Source organism: Shewanella sp. FDAARGOS_354 (genome assembly GCF_002209245.2).
Taxonomy (GTDB): domain Bacteria; phylum Pseudomonadota; class Gammaproteobacteria; order Enterobacterales; family Shewanellaceae; genus Shewanella; species Shewanella xiamenensis.
Window position 1 is genome coordinate 3,420,434 of the sequence record NZ_CP022089.2, and the last position, 19,060, is coordinate 3,439,493.

The following is a 19,060-nucleotide window of genomic DNA, read 5'->3' on the forward strand; positions in this document are numbered from 1 at the left end:
ACCTCTGAAATCAATGACTACCACAAAATCCACCGCACTCGCGCTCCTGTTGAATGGCACCAAGAATCGCCAGCTGCTCGCGCTTGCCCTGCCGATGATCCTCTCCAATATCACGGTTCCGCTGTTGGGATTGGTCGATACGGCCGTCATCGGGCATTTGAGTGACGCCTATTATTTAGGGGGCGTTGCACTCGGGTCAACGATTATCACATTAATCATTTGGTTATTAGGCTTTTTACGAATGGCGACCACAGGCTTAGTCGCACAGGCCTATGGCGCAAACGATACCGCGAGCCAATTAAAATTGCTGGTTCAAGGCGCGATGCTGGCGACTGGACTGGGTATCGCGGTGATCCTATTGCAGCTCCCGATATTGAATTTAGCGCTCGGCCTCTCCGAGGCGAGTGCGGAAGTGGAGCGTTATTGCCGAGAATATTTTCAAGTCCGCGTTTGGTCGACGCCATTCGCCCTACTCAATTTAGTTATGCTCGGCTGGCTCCTTGGCCGGCAACAACCCAAGGCGGCGATGTGGCAGCTTATCCTCGCCAACTTAGCCAATATTATCCTCGATGTACTGTTTGTAATGGGATTCGGCTGGGGCGTAAAAGGCGCAGCACTCGCTTCAGTATGTGCCGATATCACCGCCTTTAGCGTTGCGCTCTACATGGTATTACAACAGCTTAAGCTGTCGTCTCAATTTAAATTTGACCAATTGCATGTCCATCTGACGTTTGCCGGTTACGGCAAACTGCTCAAACTCAATAGCGATATTTTTATCCGCAGCCTATGCCTGCAAGCTGCCTTCGCCTTTATGACCTTTCACGGTGCAGGCCTTGGGGACAATACCGTCGCAGCCAATGCAGTGTTATTAAATTTACTGCTATTAATCTCCTACGCCCTCGATGGCATCGCCTATTATGCCGAGGCGGAAGTGGGCAAAGCCTATGGTCAAAAGCGCGCGCAGCAATTGCATGAAGCCGTGGTGCTAGCCTGGTGTTGGTCTGCCATCACAGCAGTTGGGTTTACACTGATCTTTAGCCTTTGGGGAAGCCATATTATCGAACTGTTGACCAGTATTGATAAGGTCAGAACCACAGCACAGACTTATCTGATTTGGTTGGTATTGCTACCGCTTTGGTCTTTTAGCTCTTACCTATTTGATGGTGTTTATATCGGTGCGGCGCAGGGTAAAGTGATGCGTAATAGCATGATTATTGCGACATTTGGCGCCTTCTTTCCGACATGGTATTTACTACAATCGCTATTGCCTTCTGAGCAGGCTAACCATGCTCTGTGGGCGGCCATGACAGCCTTTATGTTAACGCGTAGCCTGACCCTTGCAGCACATTATCGCTTTAGTAAGACATTTATTGTTAGTTAACTCAGTAAAGACAGTAGCTTACTTAGGTTTGACCGATTAATATACGCACAACTTTTGTAATATAAATGTGATATAAAATGAAAAGGATTTTACCTCTACTGCTCCTGTGGCTAAGCCTGCCACTGCTTGCCCAAACGGTACCACAACTTCCCGTCGAGGCTTTTGCTAGTATTCCCGATGTCAGCTCTGTGCAATTGTCACCCGATGGTAAAAAAATTGCCTCCATTGTTCGTGTCGAACAACCTAAACTCAAGGGAACCGTTGTCAGCATTCTCGATTTAGAAACGGGTGAAAAAGACGTTGCAGTTCATACTGATAACCAAAAATTTGTAATGCTGTCGTTAAGGTGGGCAAACAATACTACATTGTTAATAAAAGCTCAGTTTCCAGCAAATCGTTATGGAACACCAACAACCGAAACCCGCCTAGTTAAGTACGATTTAACCACACGAAAGACTTCGAGTGTACTTGCTCCTAGTGTTATCGATCGACTCAGTTGGATACCCCAACATCAAGGGCAAATTATCGATCTGATGCCAGATGACTCGGAACATATTCTGCTATCCCTTGATGGCATGGGCCAAAATGTAGGGGAAGACAGCGTACTCAAAGTCAATCTGTCACAGGGAAAGTCTTCCTACATTCAAAATGCTAAGCGTAATATCATCGGCTGGGTTACCGACAGGCAGCACAAGGTCCGAATTTCCATCTATAACGATGATACTGAATACCGCATCTACGAACAGCCCGAACAAAAAGCAGAGTCTCGCTTGCTTTGGAGCTTTAAAGCTTTCTCTGAAGAGAGTGTCTGGCCACTGGGGTTTGATGCCGACCCGAATATTCTGTACGTACGCGCCTATCACCAAGGATTTGAAGCTATCTTTAAGGTGAATTTAACTGATCCTAAGCTCACCAAGGAGCTGGTGTACGCCAACGAAAATACCGATGTCGAAGGCGATCTCATCTATTCAGAATTAAAGAAAAAAGTTATTGGGATCAGTGAAGGCGATGGCGAAGAGTATACCTTTTGGGATCCTGAATATGCGGGCCTACAAAATGGGCTGAAAGCGGTATTACCCAATGCCCACAACTACATCACCCAATTTAGCGCCAATGAACGCCGCTATATCGTCTACTCCACCAGCTCAACTCAGCCCGGCACCTATTACTTTGGCGATAGGGATGAGAAGGCGCTGTTTCCGATTGCTGAGAGATATAGCAAGCTCAGCAGCGAGCAACTCGCCGACACGCAATACTTAAGCTACGAAGCGCGGGATAAACTCAAAATCGATGCTTACCTGACAGTGCCAAAGGGCCTCGAAGCCAAGCAACTGCCAACCATTATCTTCCCCCACGGCGGCCCCATTAGTTACGACAGTAATGACTTCGATTATTGGGCACAGTTTTTTGCCAACCGTGGCTACGCAGTATTCAGAATGAACTTTCGGGGTTCAGCAGGCTATGGCTATGAGTTTATGAAAGCCGGCCTAAAAAGCTGGGGGCTCGAAATGCAAAACGATGTGGAAGATGGCACGCGTTACCTAATCAATCAAGGGATTAGCGATCCGCAACGTATCTGTATTGTCGGCGCGAGTTATGGTGGTTATGCAGCACTCATGGGCGCCGCAATGACACCCGAACTGTATCGCTGCGCAGTCAGTGTTGCTGGGGTGACAGACGTGGCTTACCTGGTAAAATCCAGTCGCCGTTTTACCAATTATGAAGTCGTCAAAGAACAAATTGGCGATGACTTTAACGTCCTCTATGAACGCTCGCCCATCAGCAAAGCCGATAAGATCACCATCCCAGTATTACTACTGCATGGCGATAAGGACCGAGTGGTCAAGGTACAACACAGCCGCGAAATGTTTGACGAGCTAAAATCTCGTAAGAAAAACGTCGAATATATTGAGCTTGAAAATGGTGACCATTATTTGAGTAACAATGACCACAGATTAACCACCTTTAAGGCGCTGGATAAGTTTTTAGCAGATAACCTAAAAACTCAGTTGTAGCATCAAAGCCAAATATAAAAAACGCGACTCAAGGTCGCGTTTTTTTATTTAGCTCAACTCAAAAGATTAAGCGTAAGAGTGCTCACCGTGTTGGTGATCGGTTACGTCACGCACACCCGTTAATTCACCAGGGAACATATCTAACAGTTGTTTTTCGATACCATCCTTTAAGGTGATATCCACTTGCGAACAACCGTTACAACCGCCACCAAACTGCAATACCGCAACGCCTTCTTTGGTGATCTCCACCAACATAATGTTGCCGCCATGGCTTGCTAGTTGTGGGTTGATTTCTGATTGGATCACGTATTCGATACGCTCCACTAAAGGCGCATCACCCGCAACTTTACGCATTTTCGCGTTTGGCGCTTTAAGGGTTAATTGCGAACCTAATTGATCGGTCACAAAGTCAATTGAGGCTTCTTCTAAGAAAGGTGCACTCTTTTCGTCTACCATGGCGCTAAAGCCATTGAATGCTAATTCAATATCATCACTTTCAACGGCATCAGGTGGACAGTAAGACACGCCACACTCAGCTTGTGCGGTACCTGGGCTTATCACAAATACACGAATATGAGTGCCTTCAGGTTGATCTGCTAACAACTTTACAAAATGGGCTTGAGCCGCATCGGAAATCGTAATCATGGAAACCAGCTCCGTCAGGGGATACCTGAGTGTTTTAGTAAGAATTAGCCGTATGATACTCCTAGTCACTCGCGCTTTGTAGTCCCCTTGGACGCAAGTTTATGGATTTTTGCCATAGTGATCACGATTCAAGCCTTATTTAGCAATTTATAAATAACACTTAAACATCAGCATTATGCATGAGTAAACAAGCATTAATAAAAAGAAAAGCGACTCAATTGAGTCGCTAAAAAGATCCTATAAAAGACAAATTATTTTGCAGCTTCTTGTCCCGCGATACGGCCAAAAACAATGATATCTGTATAAGCATTACCACCGAGACGATTGGTTCCGTGGGTTAAACCCGTCACTTCACCCGCAGCAAACAAGCCCGGAATCACCTTTCCTTGTTCATCAAGTACACGAGTACGTGTATCAACTACAAGGCCGCCCATCGTATGGTGCACAGAAGGTGTCGCTTTTAAAATCCAATAAGGTCCTTTACTTAAATCGACTAATCCTGAGCGATGATTAAAGGCTTCATCCTTTCCTGTCGCGGCATAGTGATTAACGTCTTTAATCGTTGATAACAGCTTATCTTCAGGAATATTAAAGACTTTAGCAGCCTCTTCTAGGGTATCGACCTTATACATTAACCCGTCTTTTGTGAATTCCTTCAGTTCACCTTGATGCATTTCAACTGTATGGGCAACGTTTTCAATATCTTGATTCCAAAGCACATAAGTATAGCGGCCAGGCTGGGCTAGAATGGCATGCGAAATCACATCTCGGCGCTCCAATTCCTCAACAAAACGCTCACCCTTCTGGTTGATTAACACCGCACCAAAAAAACGAGAGTCTGCAATCAAGGCAATCGCGCCCGAGGTTGGGCTACAAATAGGATATGACTGGATATATCCCATGTTTTTAGCCGCTGCGTGAATTTTCTCTGCCATTACAATGCCATCACCAGTGCCGCCCGCATGGCCTGTACTACCATAACGCTCGTCGAGTTCTGGATTGTATTTCTTACGCATCTCCATATTAGAGGAGAAACCACCCGTCGCAATCACAACACCGCGCTTAGCATGGTAAGTGATGGTTTTGCCATTATGTGTCGCTTCTACACCCACAATGCGACCCGTTTGATCTTGGATTAACTTTTCAGCCTTAGTGTTGGTATGGATCGGTAAACCGACTTCATCAGCTTTAATCGAAAACTTACTAATGACCTCAGCCCCAGTATGACCTTTAGGGATTAATGCCCGTTTAACGCTGTGTCCACCAAACTGAAATAATTGATCTGGGTAGAATTCTACTTTGACGTAATCCCTTAGCCATTCTGCTGCACCGACGGCATTATCGACCATGGTTTTAACCATTTCAGGATCACCTTTGAAATCGCCACCTTTTAGCGTGTCGCTTATAAACAGCTCTTTGCTATCGGTAATCCCCATATTTTTTTGCACCCAACTACCGGCCACATTCATCTCAGCACCAGAGATCAATGAGTTACCGCCAATAATTGGCATTTTTTCAATAATAACAGCGGAGCGACCCGCAGCTTTCGCCTCTAAACCCGCGCTAAAACCTGCTCCACCCGAGCCAATAATCACCACATCATAGGTATATTCTGCAGGAGTTAACGCCTCACTTTTCTTAGCAGAAGCCGTTGCAACAAGAGTAACTCCCGCGGCTTCAATACTTTTCCCCACAGCTTCTTTAAGCGCTTTAGACGTTACGGTGGCGCCAGCAATACCGTCAACCTCGATAGAGTTATTATCAATAATTGCCTGTTTAACATCTTTAAATACGGCGCCAGCAAGGACTTTATTTTCCTTTTGCTTGAGTACATCAATCGCAACAATATGTCCGTCTTTAAATGTGGTTTCGACCTGCACTTCGCCATGCTTACCTTGAGCGGTTCCCTGGCTTTTTACTATTTGATGGGTCACTTGACAGCCAGCAATAATTACTGTTGCAGTGACAGCAATACCAATAATGGATTTTTTATATTGCATTACAATTCCCTTATTATTTTTGATGAAAAATAGAACAACACCAAATTAAATGAGATTCTACTTATTAAAAATTCAATCTATTTGACAAACCGTTAAAACTGATAACCAACAGATACACCGTATTCAATCCCATCATTATATTGTGAACCCCAGCTATCATAATGAGTGACATATATTTTTGAAAAAATTGAATCAGTGAGGCTTGTTTGTAATGTTGTGATTATCTGATGGCCATAGCTGTCATATGAAAATAATGCTTGATGCGCTTTATCTCTATCAATTTGCGCCTCATAATTCAAACTTAAGCTATGTTTAAACCCTAGTAATTCAAACGGATACTTTGCATTTAAAACTACTGCATAACCTGACAGGTCGTTAAACTTCTCAGAGGTAGGGGAAAAGCTACCAATGGTATAATTTAAACCGACCCCATAGTTGAGTGATAGATTTTGAATTTTTGCATTATGGGTAACACCTAAATAAATATTATCTTCCACTAGCGTTTCACTCGCAGAGATAAAGTTCTGAGTCCAAAAGTTGAACTGCGATTCTCCGAGCTTATTTTCAAGTATCAATAATGACTTAATGGTAGTTTTGCCATCAAGGTGCTTCTGATTTTCCGCGATTTCAGCAGGATTTTCGAGCTTAAGATTAGCAAAGTAAGTCCCCCAATCAGCAATTCCCAAATGATTCAATTTTACAAAAGGCTGATTAAAAACACCTGGGTTATCATGTTTGGCGTCACTGGTATAAAACTTATAACCTAAATCCACGCTAGTTTTATTCACATCAGCACATACTGAACCACTAAATACTATTGTACTAACCAAAATAGATGCCACACTTTTTTTACACATAGAACCCTCTCAACCATGTATTCTAGGAAGTATTTTTAAATACCTACCAACCAGTAAACTTTATATAATAACGTTACTACGAATAATATGATGACTATGTGATCTAAGCACGACAGTGCTTTTGCATTTTAAAAGTGTGTGGTTTTATGCAGTAAAATTACAACTCCAATTATTTAATTGTTAGATATTTCTAACCTAGCGGTAAATAAATTATTTTTAGATGAGCTAGTAAAAATCCAACCCAGTTGATTTGCGAGGCGCTTCACCAGTAAAAGCCCTAAACCAAATCCATGGTGACCATTACTATTATAGGAATTAGTTATTTCTACATAATAACCATCTTGAGTAATGCTAATATCCATCCCACCATGCTCAATACTATTCCTTAATAAATTGCTTAATATTATTTTTAGCGGATGAAGTTGAACGGGCAAACAAGTATCGTCAGAAAATAATTGAATTTTTTGCTCATGACCATGAACCCGTTGCTGCTCCTCGATAATACTGGCAAGTAAAGGCGATAACGCGACGTTTTCCTTTTCTAAGCTGGAACACTCTTTATTAGTCAACCACAGTAAGGTTTCAATGAGTGACTTCATTTGATTGGTCGCTTGGGAAGCATACAGCGTTGGCCCTGTAAGCTCACCTTGTTGTAATGCGAGGATTTCGAATGAAGATTGGCATATGGCAACTGGCGTTCTTAACTCATGGCTAGCAAAGCGTAAAAAATTAAGTTCGCGTTGCTGAGCCTCTTGAAGCTGTAAAATCGAGTTATCTAAAGCATCAACAATAGCTTTTAATTCAGCATATTCTTGTTGCGGCAAACTCAGTTTGCCTCCGGCTTCCCAGTCATGCTGCTTAATCGCATGGCTAATTTGATGCACAGGCGTAATCACTTTGCTTTGCATATAAAACGCTAAGCTTGCACTGGCACAGAAGGTTATCAGCACTAGCAGCAAAATGGCCGTCATGTTTTTAGGGGCAAATTGCAAGTCATGGGTAACACTAAACTGCAGCCAAACGTAGAGCGGCTGGCCAGCTTGGGGGTAGTACACACTCAGCGCGTTAACAATGGGGCCTTCTGCATGCTCATAGCGAATTTTGCTCGCATCTGTTAAGACTTCATTGTGACTTAACTCACGAATGTGTGGCGGAATATCTAGCCAATGAGAATAGACGGTTAAGTTATCGGTTTTTAGAATCGGCTGATGCTGTAATGGTTGCTGAGTTGGCTGCGCCACCTTCAGTAATGCTTCGGCTGCTTGCCCTGCATTATGCATTGTGACTTCATGCATAGAAATCATACCTGCACACATCATGCAAAGCGGGATAAAACTATTCACGCCTAAGGTTATTAATAGAAAAATCACTCCCCACACTTGATAGCTACGCTTAAGGCTAAATTTAGGCGCTTGCATTGATGTCATCCCTAAGGCTTAAGCCAACGCCACGAATTGTATGTAATATTTGCCGCTCAAAGGGGCGATCGATCACTCGGCGCAAAAGATGAATATGGCTGCGCAAGCTGTCACTATCTGGTGCACAGTCGGGCCAAAGCATTCGCTCAATCTCTTCTCTACTCACGGTTTCTGGACTACGACGCGCTAATAAAGCCAGGATCTGCCATCCGGTTTTAGACAAAACCAGCAGTTGCCCTTGCCGATACACCATGTGGTTTGCAAAATCGATTTCTAGGTCACCAATAGCCAACCTTTGGGGCGCGGGACGGCGCTGGGCAACCACCTTTAGCCGCGCGACCAGCTCCTCCATCGCAAAGGGTTTGACTAAATAATCGTCCGCGCCAACAGCAAAACCACTCAAGCGATCATTCAGACTACTACGTGCAGTTAACATGATTACTGGTGAGGGAATGCACTGTGCTTTCCAGCGTTCACACGCCTCAATGCCATCACCATCCGGTAAATTAAGATCGAGAATAATGGCGTCAAACTGCTGCTGGCTGATCAATATTTCGGCTTGCGCTAGGTTGAACGCGTAATCACACTCTATGCCACTCAATTCAAGATATTGGATGATGTTGTTAGAAAGAAGCCGATTGTCTTCAACCAGTAATACCAACATATTTAGATCAACTCATATTGATGGGCCAGATGAATTAAGTTTGCTCTATTCGTCGCCCCAAACTTCCTACGCATTGATTCCATATGATATTCAACTCCCCTAATGCTTATCGGGAGCTGGATTGAAATTTCATCATTCTGCAGGCCGTTTGCGACCATAACTAAGATATCTCTCGCATTATCTTTCAGTAGAGAACTTTGAAGAAACGGATTAAACAATGACTTATTACATTCAAATAGCTTGTTTTGGGCATCCTTTAAGGTCGCGCTCAAATCCGTTAATTGGATACCCGAATCATCCAGATGACTCAGCAGGATAAAACGCCCCACCCAATGTCGATTGCTATGGCATCCAACGGGCCAACTTAATACGGTCTGAATATGGTGTTTATTGAAAAGTCGGCAGGCCTTGTCACTTTTCTCACACGACAAACGATACATATAAGATTTTGATGTATCTAACGAAAAACCAAAATTAAAGTCACTAGCGGCAATCTGACTTAAATAAAAACGCTGCAATTGGGCAACTTTTGGGGATGAAGCTACGCTGGCAGTGGGTTTACGCAGCGAGGCTTGCGAGAACAGGTTGGTTTCTTTTGGAAAGTGATAGTTTTCATACGCACAATGTGCGACCCCTTGAAACCAGAATCCACTAAAACCGTGCGGTTTCAAAGCAGTACTTATCGCTTGAATAACGTCTTGTAATGTCGATGCCGTATTGGCATTTGATAGCGCCCGTTTAGCGTCCATAAATACCCCCAAACAAAATATGATTAGAAGGTATCTCAATACAAGCAACAAACAAAACTTATAGATACATATACTTACATTTGATCTCAAAACTAAAAGTTATTTTTTACATCCCGTTTTTTTGACATAGTTTTGACGTTCGTAACGCTAAACTGCAACGATCTTTGCTAACTATAAGTCGATTGCCTCCAACAAGCCTGGCGCTTCGGCTCGTGCAAGACACCATATTTGAACATGCACATATCGCGCTTCAAATAAACGGGCGATTTCCGCAACCGTCGTGCCTGTCGTCACCACATCATCCACTAACGCAATCCGTTGATAGGCAAAATCGGCATTTAACTCAAAGGCATCCTGTAGATTTCGTCGCCGCTGCGCGCCATTGAGTCCAGCTTGTGGGCGGGTATCTTGCAGCCGAACCAATCCGTCACTGATCAGAGGGAGCGAGAGCTGCTTCGATAACTCATGTGCAATAAGCCAAGCTTGATTAAATCCGCGTTGCCTTAATCGGTTGGGGTGTAAAGGTACTGGTACTATGGCCTGCGGTAGAGTGATTAATCCTTGCTGTTCAAGCTGACCAACGCGCGCTACTAAGGCTTGGCACAATAGGGGTAAGGCGGCAAGTTGTCCCTGATATTTGATAGCGGCTATCCAAGGGCCAAAGCCTTGATGATAACTACAAGGAGCGATGACTTTTCGCGGCTGATGCTTTTGGCATTGACCACAATATTCCAGCTCAAGTTGCATGGATTTGCCGCAACCTAAGCAAATGGGGCTGTGATACAAGCCAGTTTGCAGGCATACCTGGCAAAATCCTGCTTCCGTTGAATTTAGGGATTGGTGGCACAGTAAGCAGCGGTTAGGTAAACTGCCCACCAAGCAACGCTGCCCCCAATGCGAGACTAAGCGTAATAGCTTCGCCCCCTGTTGCGACCAAATCCATTTGCTATCGCCCGACATACAACATCCTATTTGAGGTATTTTAGTGAACGCTACAACGTCTACTCATCATCCCCAACTGCATATCGAAACCATTGGCCAAGGGCCAGATCTGGTGATGATCCACGGTTGGGGGGTTAATAGCGCCGTGTTTACGCCGCTGCATGAGCAACTGTCTGAGTATAGAGTGCACTATGTCGATCTGCCGGGTTTTGGCTTAAGCCAACCGATAGCGGGCGATTTATCTGCTTGGGTCGATGCGTTAATCAATCGCTTACCCGCCAATGCAATTTGGGCTGGCTGGTCGCTGGGCGGTTTAGTGGCAACTCAAGCTGCCATTCGCTATCCATTGCAAATTAAAGGGTTAGTCACTATCGCCTCTTCTCCCTGTTTTATGGCAAGGGAAGAAGAAGCATGGCCCGGTATCCCGCCACAAGTACTCAGTATGTTTGGCGAACAGCTTGGGCAAAATTTACCAAAAACCATTGAGCGCTTCTTAGCAATTCAGGCCATGGGCAGTGAAACTGCCAAAGACGATATCAAACAGCTACGGGATTTAGTCTTAGCTCGCCCACTTCCCGATGCTGCGGCATTAACTCAAGGCCTTGATATGCTGAATCAAGTTGATCTGAGACCGCAGTTATCGAGCATCAGCCAACCTTGGCTACGGATTTGGGGCAGGCTTGATGGACTCGTGCCCAAACGCGTCCAACCTAAAATGCCAACAGCAAGCCACATCACCGATGTGATGCTCGCCAAAGCATCCCACGCGCCATTCGTGTCACATAGGCAAGAATTCTTACAAGCACTCTTACCTTGGTTGGCACAATTCAAGGACTAATGCTTTATCTTTGTGCAATTAGTGGCTAGTATTTAACCATTAAGGCTACAAGGAATTTTTCATGCTGCTTGTCAGTAACTACCCCCAAGTTCCGCTAGCGACCACGAATGTCGCGACGGACTCGGCTCGGGTCGACAATCAGCTAAAACCAGTGGTAATCCCACCTCAGGCTGCGACTAAAGGCCATGAAGAACGCGCCTTTAACCCGCAAAATGAACGTACTGCTGACCAAGCTCAGCAACAGGCTCGATTACTTGAGCAAAATCAGCAACAAGTTCAACAAAAGCAGCAGCAACAGCAATCCTCGCAGCAACAGAGTCAACAACAGCAAGAAAAACAAGCTCCAGTTGTGGCTGCTGATCGCGCACTTCCTAAAACGCTTAGGGTGCCAGTCCGAGGTCCTGCGGCCTTGCAACGCAAGGATATTCGCTTAAAGGTTGGCCAAAACAATACTCCGCCAACAAATACTAATGCAAAAACCAATACCAGCGCCGCTCGTCAACCTATACAAGGGGAGTCACCTCAGTTTTATCAACAAGTTGGGCAACGTATTAGCCAATATTATGCGCAACAGACTCAACCAGAGGCCGAGCCCGCCATGTCGTCATGGATTTGATGGGTTATGGCGTGTAGAAATAAAAATGCCGCTGATTAAGCGGCATTTTTTATGCGGTTATTTGCTCAAGTTACCCGAGCGATACAGCTCTTGCTGGTAGGCTAAGCTGCCCCACAGGGCCCAACTTAAGGCCTTTTTCTCTAGCGCCTGCGCCGCGGGTGCATAAGGCGTTAAGTGCTCAGTTTTTTCATCATATTGGAAACCTTGCGCCGCTTTCTCTGGCTGCAGGATCACCACATCCTTGCCTTCCATCAACGCAAAATTTTTGTCGTATTGCATCAGTGCACGCCCAGGCCAATCATCGCTGACCTGAGTTAAGTCACGCCCTAACATAGGGTAAGAGTCCGAAATACCAATCAAAGATAACAAGGTTGGCGGTAAGTCGATTTGACTCACGATACGGTGATCGCGTTTTGGTGCAACATTATCCCCAAGGATTAACCCAGGAATACGGAAACGCGATACTGGTACCAGATCCGCACCACCGACTCGACTGTCATGGTCAGCTACCACAATAAAGACGGTGTCCTTCCAGTAGTCGGCATTTTTGGCCAGCTTAAAGAACTCACCAATCGCATAATCAGCATATTTTGCCGCGTTATTACGGGTTTGTTTAGGTTGCTCATACAGCTCAATACGGCCATCGGGGAATTCGAATGGATCGTGGTTACTCGAGCTAAACACTAAACTAAAGAACGGTTTACCTTCGCTATGCAGACGCTCAAACTCACTATTTGCCTTACGCATTAAATCTTCATCAGAAGCACCCCAAGAGCCGACAAACGCAGGAGATTTATAATCCTTCTGATCAATAATGTCGCTAAAACCATTCCCGAGGAAGAAGCTACGCATATTGTCAAAATGGCTCTCACCACCATAGATAAATTGGGTGGTATAGCCGTGATTTTTTAACAATTCAGCGATACTGAAGAAACCCGTCTGGCTCTTGCCTAATTTCACCACCGCACGGGCTGGCGTAGGGGTAAAACCAGTCGTAACAGCTTCAATTCCGCGCACAGAGCGTGTGCCAGTGGCGTAGAGATTATCGAAATACCAGCCTTCCTGTGAGAGGGCATCGATATTTGGCGTTAACGGCAAACCACCTAAACTCCCCACAAAACGGGCTCCCAGACTTTCTTGCAGCAAGATCACTAAATTTTTAGGCTTTCCGGTATAACTGGCTTGGTTAAAACTCAGAGAGGGAAGTTCATTTGAGGTAAACGCACTCTCAGGGCGACCGCTTTCCTGCCTAATGACCTTGATAATCTCATCTTTGTCCAAGGAGCCATACACCTTAGAAGCATCTTCCTCACTGCCCATTTGTTTGATCGCAAATACTAAAGAATAAGCGGAGTTGATCACTAAGGAGTTTACTAATGGATCATCGGCAAATGCCACCATCGCAGGGTTAATCGGTCTATGACCTAAGGTTGAACGCGCTCCCAATAGGGTCAAAACGATAACCAGCACGACTAACACCGGGCGCCAATACCAACGGGGGAAACGCAGGTTTTTACACAACTTACCGCTCAATACCCAGCCACCCCATAGGGTTGCGATACTCAGCACCACAGAAAAAATCAGCTCAAGCTTGCGTCCCGCCCACAGCATCGACAGCACTTCTTTGGGATAAATCAAATACTCCACATACAAACGATTAGGGCGAATGCCATATTCCTCAATAAAGGCGGGCGTCGACACTTCGAGGAATAATATAGTCCAGAGGCCTATGGTTAGCCATAAACGCAGAATCCATTGCCATGCTCGGCCAATCAAATGATCGCCCGAAAATATCGCCGTACCTAAAGCAGCCACACCCCATAACCAACATAGGGTTGCAATATCGACACGAATACCTTGCAGCAACAAATGCGACCAACCGTCAACAGCGGCTACACGTTCGCCCTGCCACAGGCCTAAACCGATTCGGCTAGCGGTAGCTATAGCTAGAACTAACAGACTGAAAATAAGAATGACGCGAAAGGGCCCGTGGGCGCCCTTGCGTCCACCAGCAGATAAACCTGACTGCATGTATTACCCCAAAAACATTAAACGCACACTCAGCTTTGGAGTGTCAATTTGAAAAATTACCAGAAGTTGCTATATGACAACCGATCTGGCTTAAGGTTGCATTAAATTGCCGCCTTTATATTACCTGTCGTAGCAAACATGCAACAATTTTGTGATTGAGGGGTAAAAAATGTCGACTCGGGCACATGCTAACGCCCGAGTCGCATCGAGATGACTTACTTTTTCAGCTTAGCGAAAGCATCAGCAAAGGCATTGCCCATCGCCGCATTGACAGGGGCTGGCTTGGGTGCTGACCGCCCAGACTGAGGTTGTGATGATTTATGTTGTGACGCCTTGTGCTGATTCGGCTTGCTACCCTGATGCTTACCCTGCACTGGCGCGCGAGTTTGCGACTTACTCTGATCAATCGCCTCATCCAGACGCATACTCAGGCCAATTCGGCGGCGCTCCACATCCACTTCCATCACCTTCACTTTTACCACATCACCCGCTTTGACCACGGTATGGGGATCGGTAATAAATTTGTCGGTTAATGACGAGATATGCACTAAACCATCTTGGTGCACGCCGATATCCACAAAGGCACCAAAGTTAGTCACGTTGGTGACAACGCCTTCAAGGATCATCTCAGGTTTCAGATCCTTAAGCTCTTCAACCCCATCTTTAAACTTAGCGGTTTTAAACTCGCCACGGGGGTCGCGGCCAGGTTTATCTAGCTCGCTAAGGATGTCGGTCACTGTCGGCAGACCAAACTCAGGAGTCGTAAACTCCTGCGGTTTGATGTTGCGTAATAATTCTGAATTGCCGATAAGGCTGGCCACATCGACTTGTTTGGTCTTGGCAATCGTTTCGACCAGCGAATAGGCTTCGGGGTGAACCGCTGACATATCTAATGGATTATCGCCGTCACGAATACGTAAAAAGCCTGCAGCTTGCTCAAAGGCTTTAGGGCCTAAACGCGGTACTTTTAACAGCTCTTTACGATTTTTGAAGGCGCCGTTGGCATCGCGGTAATCCACCACGTTTTTGGCCAAGGTTTTATTTAAACCTGCAACTTGCGATAGCAAAGGCACAGACGCCATGTTTAAGTCCACGCCCACACCGTTTACGCAATCCTCGACCACGGCCTCGAGCGAGCTAGAAAGCTGGCTTTGACTCACATCGTGTTGATATTGACCAACGCCAATAGACTTAGGCTCAATCTTCACCAGTTCCGCTAATGGGTCCTGTAAACGACGGGCAATTGAGACCGCACCGCGAATCGAAACGTCTAGCTCAGGGAATTCCAGCGCCGCCAGCTCTGATGCGGAATACACCGAGGCGCCCGCTTCGCTCACCATCACTTTGGTCAGCTGTGGTTGGCTATCCTTGAGGCTGGCGATCAACTCAGCCGCTAATTTATCGGTTTCACGGGAGGCGGTGCCGTTACCAATCGCAATTAACTCTACCTTATGCATTTGCACTAAGTTGGCCAGGGTACGAATCGACTTGTCCCATAAATTCTGTGGTGCATGGGGGAAAATCGTGGTGTGTGCCACCAACTTACCCGTGTTATCCACCACGGCGACTTTAACGCCAGTACGTAGACCTGGGTCTAAGCCCATGGTTGCCTTGGCGCCCGCTGGCGCGGCCATCAGCAAATCACCCAAGTTACGGGCAAATACGTTAATGGCTTCCGCTTCGGCGCGCTCACGCATTTGCGAGATAAACTCGGTTTCCATTTGCAGGGCAATTTTAATTCGCCATGTGGCAGTAACGACCGTTTTGAGCCACTGATCCACACTGCTATCGCCCAGCTTTAAACCTAAATGGTCACTAATGATGACTTCGCAATAACTGCCTTGACCGGCCTCTGCACCGGGATCGGCATTCATCGATAACGACAGAAAGCCCTCATTACGGCCACGGAGCATCGCTAAAGCGCGGTGAGATGGCACTTTTGCCAAAGGTTCGTTGTGCTCGAAATAATCGCGAAACTTCGCACCTTCCTTCTCTTTGCCAGCGATAACGCGGCTCTCTAACACACTGTTTTGGCTTAAATGTTCGCGAACTTTACGCAGTAATTCCGCATCTTCGGCGTAGCGCTCCATTAGGATATAACGGGCACCTTCCAATACCGCTTTGGTGTCGGCAAAACCCGCTTCTAGATTCAGATAACCCGCAGCCAATGCTTCAATATCGGCATTGCGATCCGCTAACAAGGTTTCGACCAGCGGCTCTAATCCCGCTTCAATGGCAATTTGGCCCTTAGTGCGGCGCTTAGGTTTGAAGGGAAGATACAGATCCTCGAGACGCGTTTTACTATCGGCGCCTTCGATTTCCCGTTGCAGCTCAGGCGTTAATTTACCCTGTGCTTGAATGCTGGATAAAATCACCTGCCGTCTGTCATTTAACTCACGCAAATAACCTAAACGGCTGAACAGCGTACGTAACTGGGTGTCGTCTAAACCACCAGTCGCCTCTTTACGATAACGGGCGACGAAGGGAACAGTGGCACCATTGTCGAGCAAATCTATGGTGGCAGTGACTTGATGCTCACGAACATTGAGTTCCTGAGCAATAATTTGGGCAATAGTCTGCATAAATAAAGTATCGTGCCTAACGGTTTGATTAATCCTAATTACGCCCAAGATACCACAGGCGCAGTCGTTGTTTCATATGATGCGAGCGATTTGCCGCTGAAAATCGCCGAGAGTTTGATCTCGCGAGGTTTATTCCCCCTCGTCCGCGAGCGCCGAGTCAAGCAAGGTGTCGAACGGCGTATAACGGATTTCGTTGATATACCATGTCTTTGGGCCAGAGGGCGTTTGCACCACCACTTCATCATCAACTTGTTTGCCAATAAGCGCCCGCGCCATGGGGGAATCAATAGTGATATAACCCAGTTTAGTATCGAGCTCATCTTTACCGACAATCCGATAACGCACGCGCTCACCCGCGTCGTTTTCAAGCTCAAACCAAGCGCCAAAGTAAATTTTGCCTTCCTGCTGCGGAGAATAGTCGACAATCTTGAGTTCTTCGAGGCGCTTAACCAAATAGCGAACACGACTATCTATTTGACGCAAAAGCCTTTTATTATAAGTGTATTAGCTCCCCTAACAACATCATACTAAATACATCGTTATCTTCTCAATGAGATCATTTTTCTTACTAATCTCTATCACTTTGACAAAATAAGAATCCCCAACTATATACTTTATACTATTAATTTGTTGGTATAAAAATGCCTTCAGTTCTAAAGCTCAATGTTGCATTTACCGCCTCTCATGCAACTACAGCGATAAAACTTCCTGCCCTTTTCACTGAAAATGGATTGCTCATTTCTCATTTAAGATTTCTCTTCTCAAAACTAAATAAATCCCAATCTTGGATTGAGCGGAATACGTTTGCAATTCAGCTACTTTTGAAGTTCATAGATGCGCATCAACATTCAGACATGTCTGCAACTGAGTTGCTCCAATCTTTCGTTGATGCCCTAAACTTTGGAACTTTAGACAGCCAACAGATTGATGAATTGAACCTCTACTGGTTCCCTCGAAGGATTGCAGATGTGAATACTCTGCTAAGTCATATCAACTTGTATTGCGATTACATTGATGGAATTTATGGGCACGAATTACCCAACTTAAATCCCCTAAGACGAGCAACTAAGGCAGAAGAAAGAATCAGATGGTGTGCCTACTACAAACGTCAATCGAACTGCTTTTTAAACCACCTAAATCACCCATCTCCAAACAAATTTGCAATGAGTCGTAGGGTACAAGCCCCAACCGCACATGTACTTTCGGTTGAATCAGTATCCCGATTTCCAGATGAACATTTTGAACGTTTTTTACAATATGGGTTTACCAATCAAGCTGGAAAATTCGATTTAGGCAGCATACTCATCGTGATGCTTATGCACTATGGTGGCCTAAGACTATCCGAATGTTTCCATATCTATACTCATGATGTTGCGATTGATAATAAAACTGGCGCTACGATCATTTCAGTGTTTCATCCAAGCGACGGGGCCAGTCCATTGCCTAATTTTACTAATCGGCGCGATTTTCTAAATCTACAGTTTCATCTTAAGCCCCGAAATGAGTATCAACGCTCACACAGACTTTTTTCGGGTTGGAAAGGATCACTGCTTACTGCCCGCAACCTTTCTTTCAATGTCATGATTTTTCCTCACATTAAAGCCGTCGAATTTACTGAACTGCTTAGAGACTATCTGACATCAAGAATTGATGGTGATCACCCGTTTCTATTTACTAACGGCAAAGGGCAACCCGAATCCAAAAAAAACTTTATAAAAAAGTATCAAAAAGCAATAGAACGTATAGGACTAAGTTCGAATAAGCATCAGGGAACCAGTCCGCACTCTCACAGGCATTCCTATGGGTATAGACTCGCAACCTCGGGTTTCAATCAGCTAGAAATCCAAAAAGCCATGCACCATAAAAACCCAGAAAGTTGCTTGGTGTATATCAAACCTCAAGACGATGAAATTAGAGAAAAAGCTAGGGAGTTAGGCCTATGAAAAAATGTTTTTATGCTTCGTTAACAGAAGCCCAACTGGCTGCCAAAGCCCTTGGCATCACCTCACAGGTAGAATACCAGCAGCGACACCTTGAAAACCCGAGGCTGCCTAGTACCCCGAATAAGATGTATTCCGCAGACTGGCAATCTTGGGATCATTTTTTAGGCAAAGACGAGAAAAATGCCTATCCCTCCTTCACAGAAGCTCAGCTGGTCGCCCAAACCCTAGGCATCACTGCAGTACCTGAATATCAAAAGCGTTACCACGAAGACCTGCGTCTACCCAAAAGCCCAGGAATAAATGTCGAATAAACTTAGGAACAATAAAAACCCAGAAAGTTGCTTGGTGTATATCAAACCTCAAGACGATGAAATTAGAG

The 19,060-nt window shown here is 45.4% G+C and carries 15 protein-coding genes and 1 pseudogene; 6 read left to right on the plus strand and 10 right to left on the minus strand.

The genetic code is table 11. The features are described from left to right. Window positions 1–13: 13 nt before the first annotated feature. Both CEQ32_RS15305 and CEQ32_RS15310 read left to right on the plus strand, forming a co-directional pair. The gene (locus tag CEQ32_RS15305) at window positions 14–1,381 is read left to right on the plus strand and encodes an MATE family efflux transporter (protein WP_088586353.1); all 1,368 of its coding nucleotides are present in this window, start codon (window positions 14–16) and stop codon (window positions 1,379–1,381) included. Between the two features lie 77 nt (window positions 1,382–1,458). Continuing rightward, complete coding sequence (locus CEQ32_RS15310) at window positions 1,459–3,396, plus strand: alpha/beta hydrolase family protein (protein WP_088586354.1); 1,938 nt, start codon at window positions 1,459–1,461, stop codon at window positions 3,394–3,396. A gap of 66 nt (window positions 3,397–3,462) precedes the next feature. On the opposite strand, the gene nfuA is transcribed toward CEQ32_RS15310, so the two are convergent. The 7 genes from nfuA to CEQ32_RS15345 form a co-directional block, all read right to left on the minus strand. Then, window positions 3,463–4,041, minus strand: a complete 579-nt coding sequence (nfuA, locus tag CEQ32_RS15315) for a Fe-S biogenesis protein NfuA (RefSeq protein WP_037423725.1) — start codon at window positions 4,039–4,041, stop codon at window positions 3,463–3,465. Window positions 4,042–4,292: 251 nt separating this feature from the next. Further along, window positions 4,293–6,041, minus strand: coding sequence for a urocanate reductase (gene urdA / locus CEQ32_RS15320; RefSeq protein ID WP_088586355.1), 1,749 nt, complete (start codon window positions 6,039–6,041; stop codon window positions 4,293–4,295). A 92-nt stretch (window positions 6,042–6,133) separates the two neighbouring features. Then, on the minus strand, window positions 6,134–6,898 hold the full coding sequence (locus tag CEQ32_RS15325) for an outer membrane protein OmpK (RefSeq protein WP_088586356.1): 765 nt from the start codon (window positions 6,896–6,898) through the stop codon (window positions 6,134–6,136). 173 nt (window positions 6,899–7,071) lie between these two features. Beyond that, window positions 7,072–8,316, minus strand: a complete 1,245-nt coding sequence (locus tag CEQ32_RS15330; RefSeq protein WP_088586357.1) for a sensor histidine kinase — start codon at window positions 8,314–8,316, stop codon at window positions 7,072–7,074. Then, on the minus strand, window positions 8,303–8,980 hold the full coding sequence (locus CEQ32_RS15335; protein ID WP_088586358.1) for a response regulator transcription factor: 678 nt from the start codon (window positions 8,978–8,980) through the stop codon (window positions 8,303–8,305). The genes CEQ32_RS15330 and CEQ32_RS15335 overlap by 14 nt, the downstream gene beginning before the upstream one ends. A 2-nt stretch (window positions 8,981–8,982) precedes the next feature. After that, the gene (locus CEQ32_RS15340; protein ID WP_088586359.1) at window positions 8,983–9,729 is read right to left on the minus strand and encodes a helix-turn-helix transcriptional regulator; all 747 of its coding nucleotides are present in this window, start codon (window positions 9,727–9,729) and stop codon (window positions 8,983–8,985) included. A 171-nt stretch (window positions 9,730–9,900) separates the two neighbouring features. Then, entirely contained in the window at window positions 9,901–10,689 is a 789-nt protein-coding gene (locus CEQ32_RS15345) for a ComF family protein (RefSeq protein WP_192959129.1), read from the minus strand. A gap of 25 nt (window positions 10,690–10,714) precedes the next feature. Here CEQ32_RS15345 and bioH point away from each other — a divergent pair, with 25 nt between their 5' ends. Both bioH and CEQ32_RS15355 read left to right on the plus strand, forming a co-directional pair. After that, complete coding sequence (gene bioH / locus CEQ32_RS15350; RefSeq protein ID WP_088586360.1) at window positions 10,715–11,509, plus strand: pimeloyl-ACP methyl ester esterase BioH; 795 nt, start codon at window positions 10,715–10,717, stop codon at window positions 11,507–11,509. Between the two features lie 61 nt (window positions 11,510–11,570). Continuing rightward, a complete protein-coding gene (locus tag CEQ32_RS15355) occupies window positions 11,571–12,125 on the plus strand; it encodes a hypothetical protein (protein ID WP_047537845.1) in 555 nt (184 codons plus the stop codon). Window positions 12,126–12,182: 57 nt separating this feature from the next. On the opposite strand, the gene CEQ32_RS15360 is transcribed toward CEQ32_RS15355, so the two are convergent. The 3 genes and pseudogenes from CEQ32_RS15360 to CEQ32_RS15370 all read right to left on the minus strand — a co-directional run. Continuing rightward, window positions 12,183–14,156, minus strand: a complete 1,974-nt coding sequence (locus CEQ32_RS15360; RefSeq protein WP_088586361.1) for an LTA synthase family protein — start codon at window positions 14,154–14,156, stop codon at window positions 12,183–12,185. Window positions 14,157–14,371: 215 nt separating this feature from the next. After that, on the minus strand, window positions 14,372–16,738 hold the full coding sequence (locus CEQ32_RS15365) for a Tex family protein (RefSeq protein ID WP_088586362.1): 2,367 nt from the start codon (window positions 16,736–16,738) through the stop codon (window positions 14,372–14,374). Window positions 16,739–16,867: 129 nt separating this feature from the next. Then, window positions 16,868–17,242, minus strand: a pseudogene (locus tag CEQ32_RS15370) (GreA/GreB family elongation factor); the annotation flags it as partial. Window positions 17,243–17,379: 137 nt separating this feature from the next. On the opposite strand from CEQ32_RS15370, the gene gmtY reads away from it, so the two are divergent. Next, window positions 17,380–18,681 carry a gamma-mobile-trio recombinase GmtY gene (gene gmtY / locus CEQ32_RS15375; protein WP_088586364.1) on the plus strand — a complete coding sequence of 434 codons (1,302 nt, stop codon included), beginning with the start codon at window positions 17,380–17,382 and terminating at the stop codon, window positions 18,679–18,681. After that, on the plus strand, window positions 18,678–18,992 hold the full coding sequence (locus CEQ32_RS15380; protein ID WP_088586365.1) for an integrase repeat-containing protein: 315 nt from the start codon (window positions 18,678–18,680) through the stop codon (window positions 18,990–18,992). The genes gmtY and CEQ32_RS15380 overlap by 4 nt, the downstream gene beginning before the upstream one ends. The last annotated feature ends 68 nt before the right edge of the window (window positions 18,993–19,060 follow it).

Excerpts from the sequence above, each read along its gene's own strand:
- CEQ32_RS15365 (WP_088586362.1), bottom strand. The coding sequence starts at position 16,738 with ATGCAGACTATTGCCCAAATTATTGCTCAGGAACTCAATGTTCGTGAG.
- CEQ32_RS15330 (WP_088586357.1), bottom strand. The coding sequence starts at position 8,316 with ATGCAAGCGCCTAAATTTAGCCTTAAGCGTAGCTATCAAGTGTGGGGA.
- CEQ32_RS15345 (WP_192959129.1), bottom strand. The coding sequence starts at position 10,689 with ATGTCGGGCGATAGCAAATGGATTTGGTCGCAACAGGGGGCGAAGCTA.
- CEQ32_RS15380 (WP_088586365.1), top strand. The coding sequence starts at position 18,678 with ATGAAAAAATGTTTTTATGCTTCGTTAACAGAAGCCCAACTGGCTGCC.
- CEQ32_RS15335 (WP_088586358.1), bottom strand. The coding sequence starts at position 8,980 with ATGTTGGTATTACTGGTTGAAGACAATCGGCTTCTTTCTAACAACATC.
- nfuA (WP_037423725.1), bottom strand. The coding sequence starts at position 4,041 with ATGATTACGATTTCCGATGCGGCTCAAGCCCATTTTGTAAAGTTGTTA.
- CEQ32_RS15325 (WP_088586356.1), bottom strand. The coding sequence starts at position 6,898 with ATGTGTAAAAAAAGTGTGGCATCTATTTTGGTTAGTACAATAGTATTT.
- CEQ32_RS15355 (WP_047537845.1), top strand. The coding sequence starts at position 11,571 with ATGCTGCTTGTCAGTAACTACCCCCAAGTTCCGCTAGCGACCACGAAT.
- CEQ32_RS15340 (WP_088586359.1), bottom strand. The coding sequence starts at position 9,729 with ATGGACGCTAAACGGGCGCTATCAAATGCCAATACGGCATCGACATTA.
- CEQ32_RS15305 (WP_088586353.1), top strand. The coding sequence starts at position 14 with ATGACTACCACAAAATCCACCGCACTCGCGCTCCTGTTGAATGGCACC.
- urdA (WP_088586355.1), bottom strand. The coding sequence starts at position 6,041 with ATGCAATATAAAAAATCCATTATTGGTATTGCTGTCACTGCAACAGTA.
- gmtY (WP_088586364.1), top strand. The coding sequence starts at position 17,380 with ATGCCTTCAGTTCTAAAGCTCAATGTTGCATTTACCGCCTCTCATGCA.
- CEQ32_RS15360 (WP_088586361.1), bottom strand. The coding sequence starts at position 14,156 with ATGCAGTCAGGTTTATCTGCTGGTGGACGCAAGGGCGCCCACGGGCCC.
- CEQ32_RS15310 (WP_088586354.1), top strand. The coding sequence starts at position 1,459 with ATGAAAAGGATTTTACCTCTACTGCTCCTGTGGCTAAGCCTGCCACTG.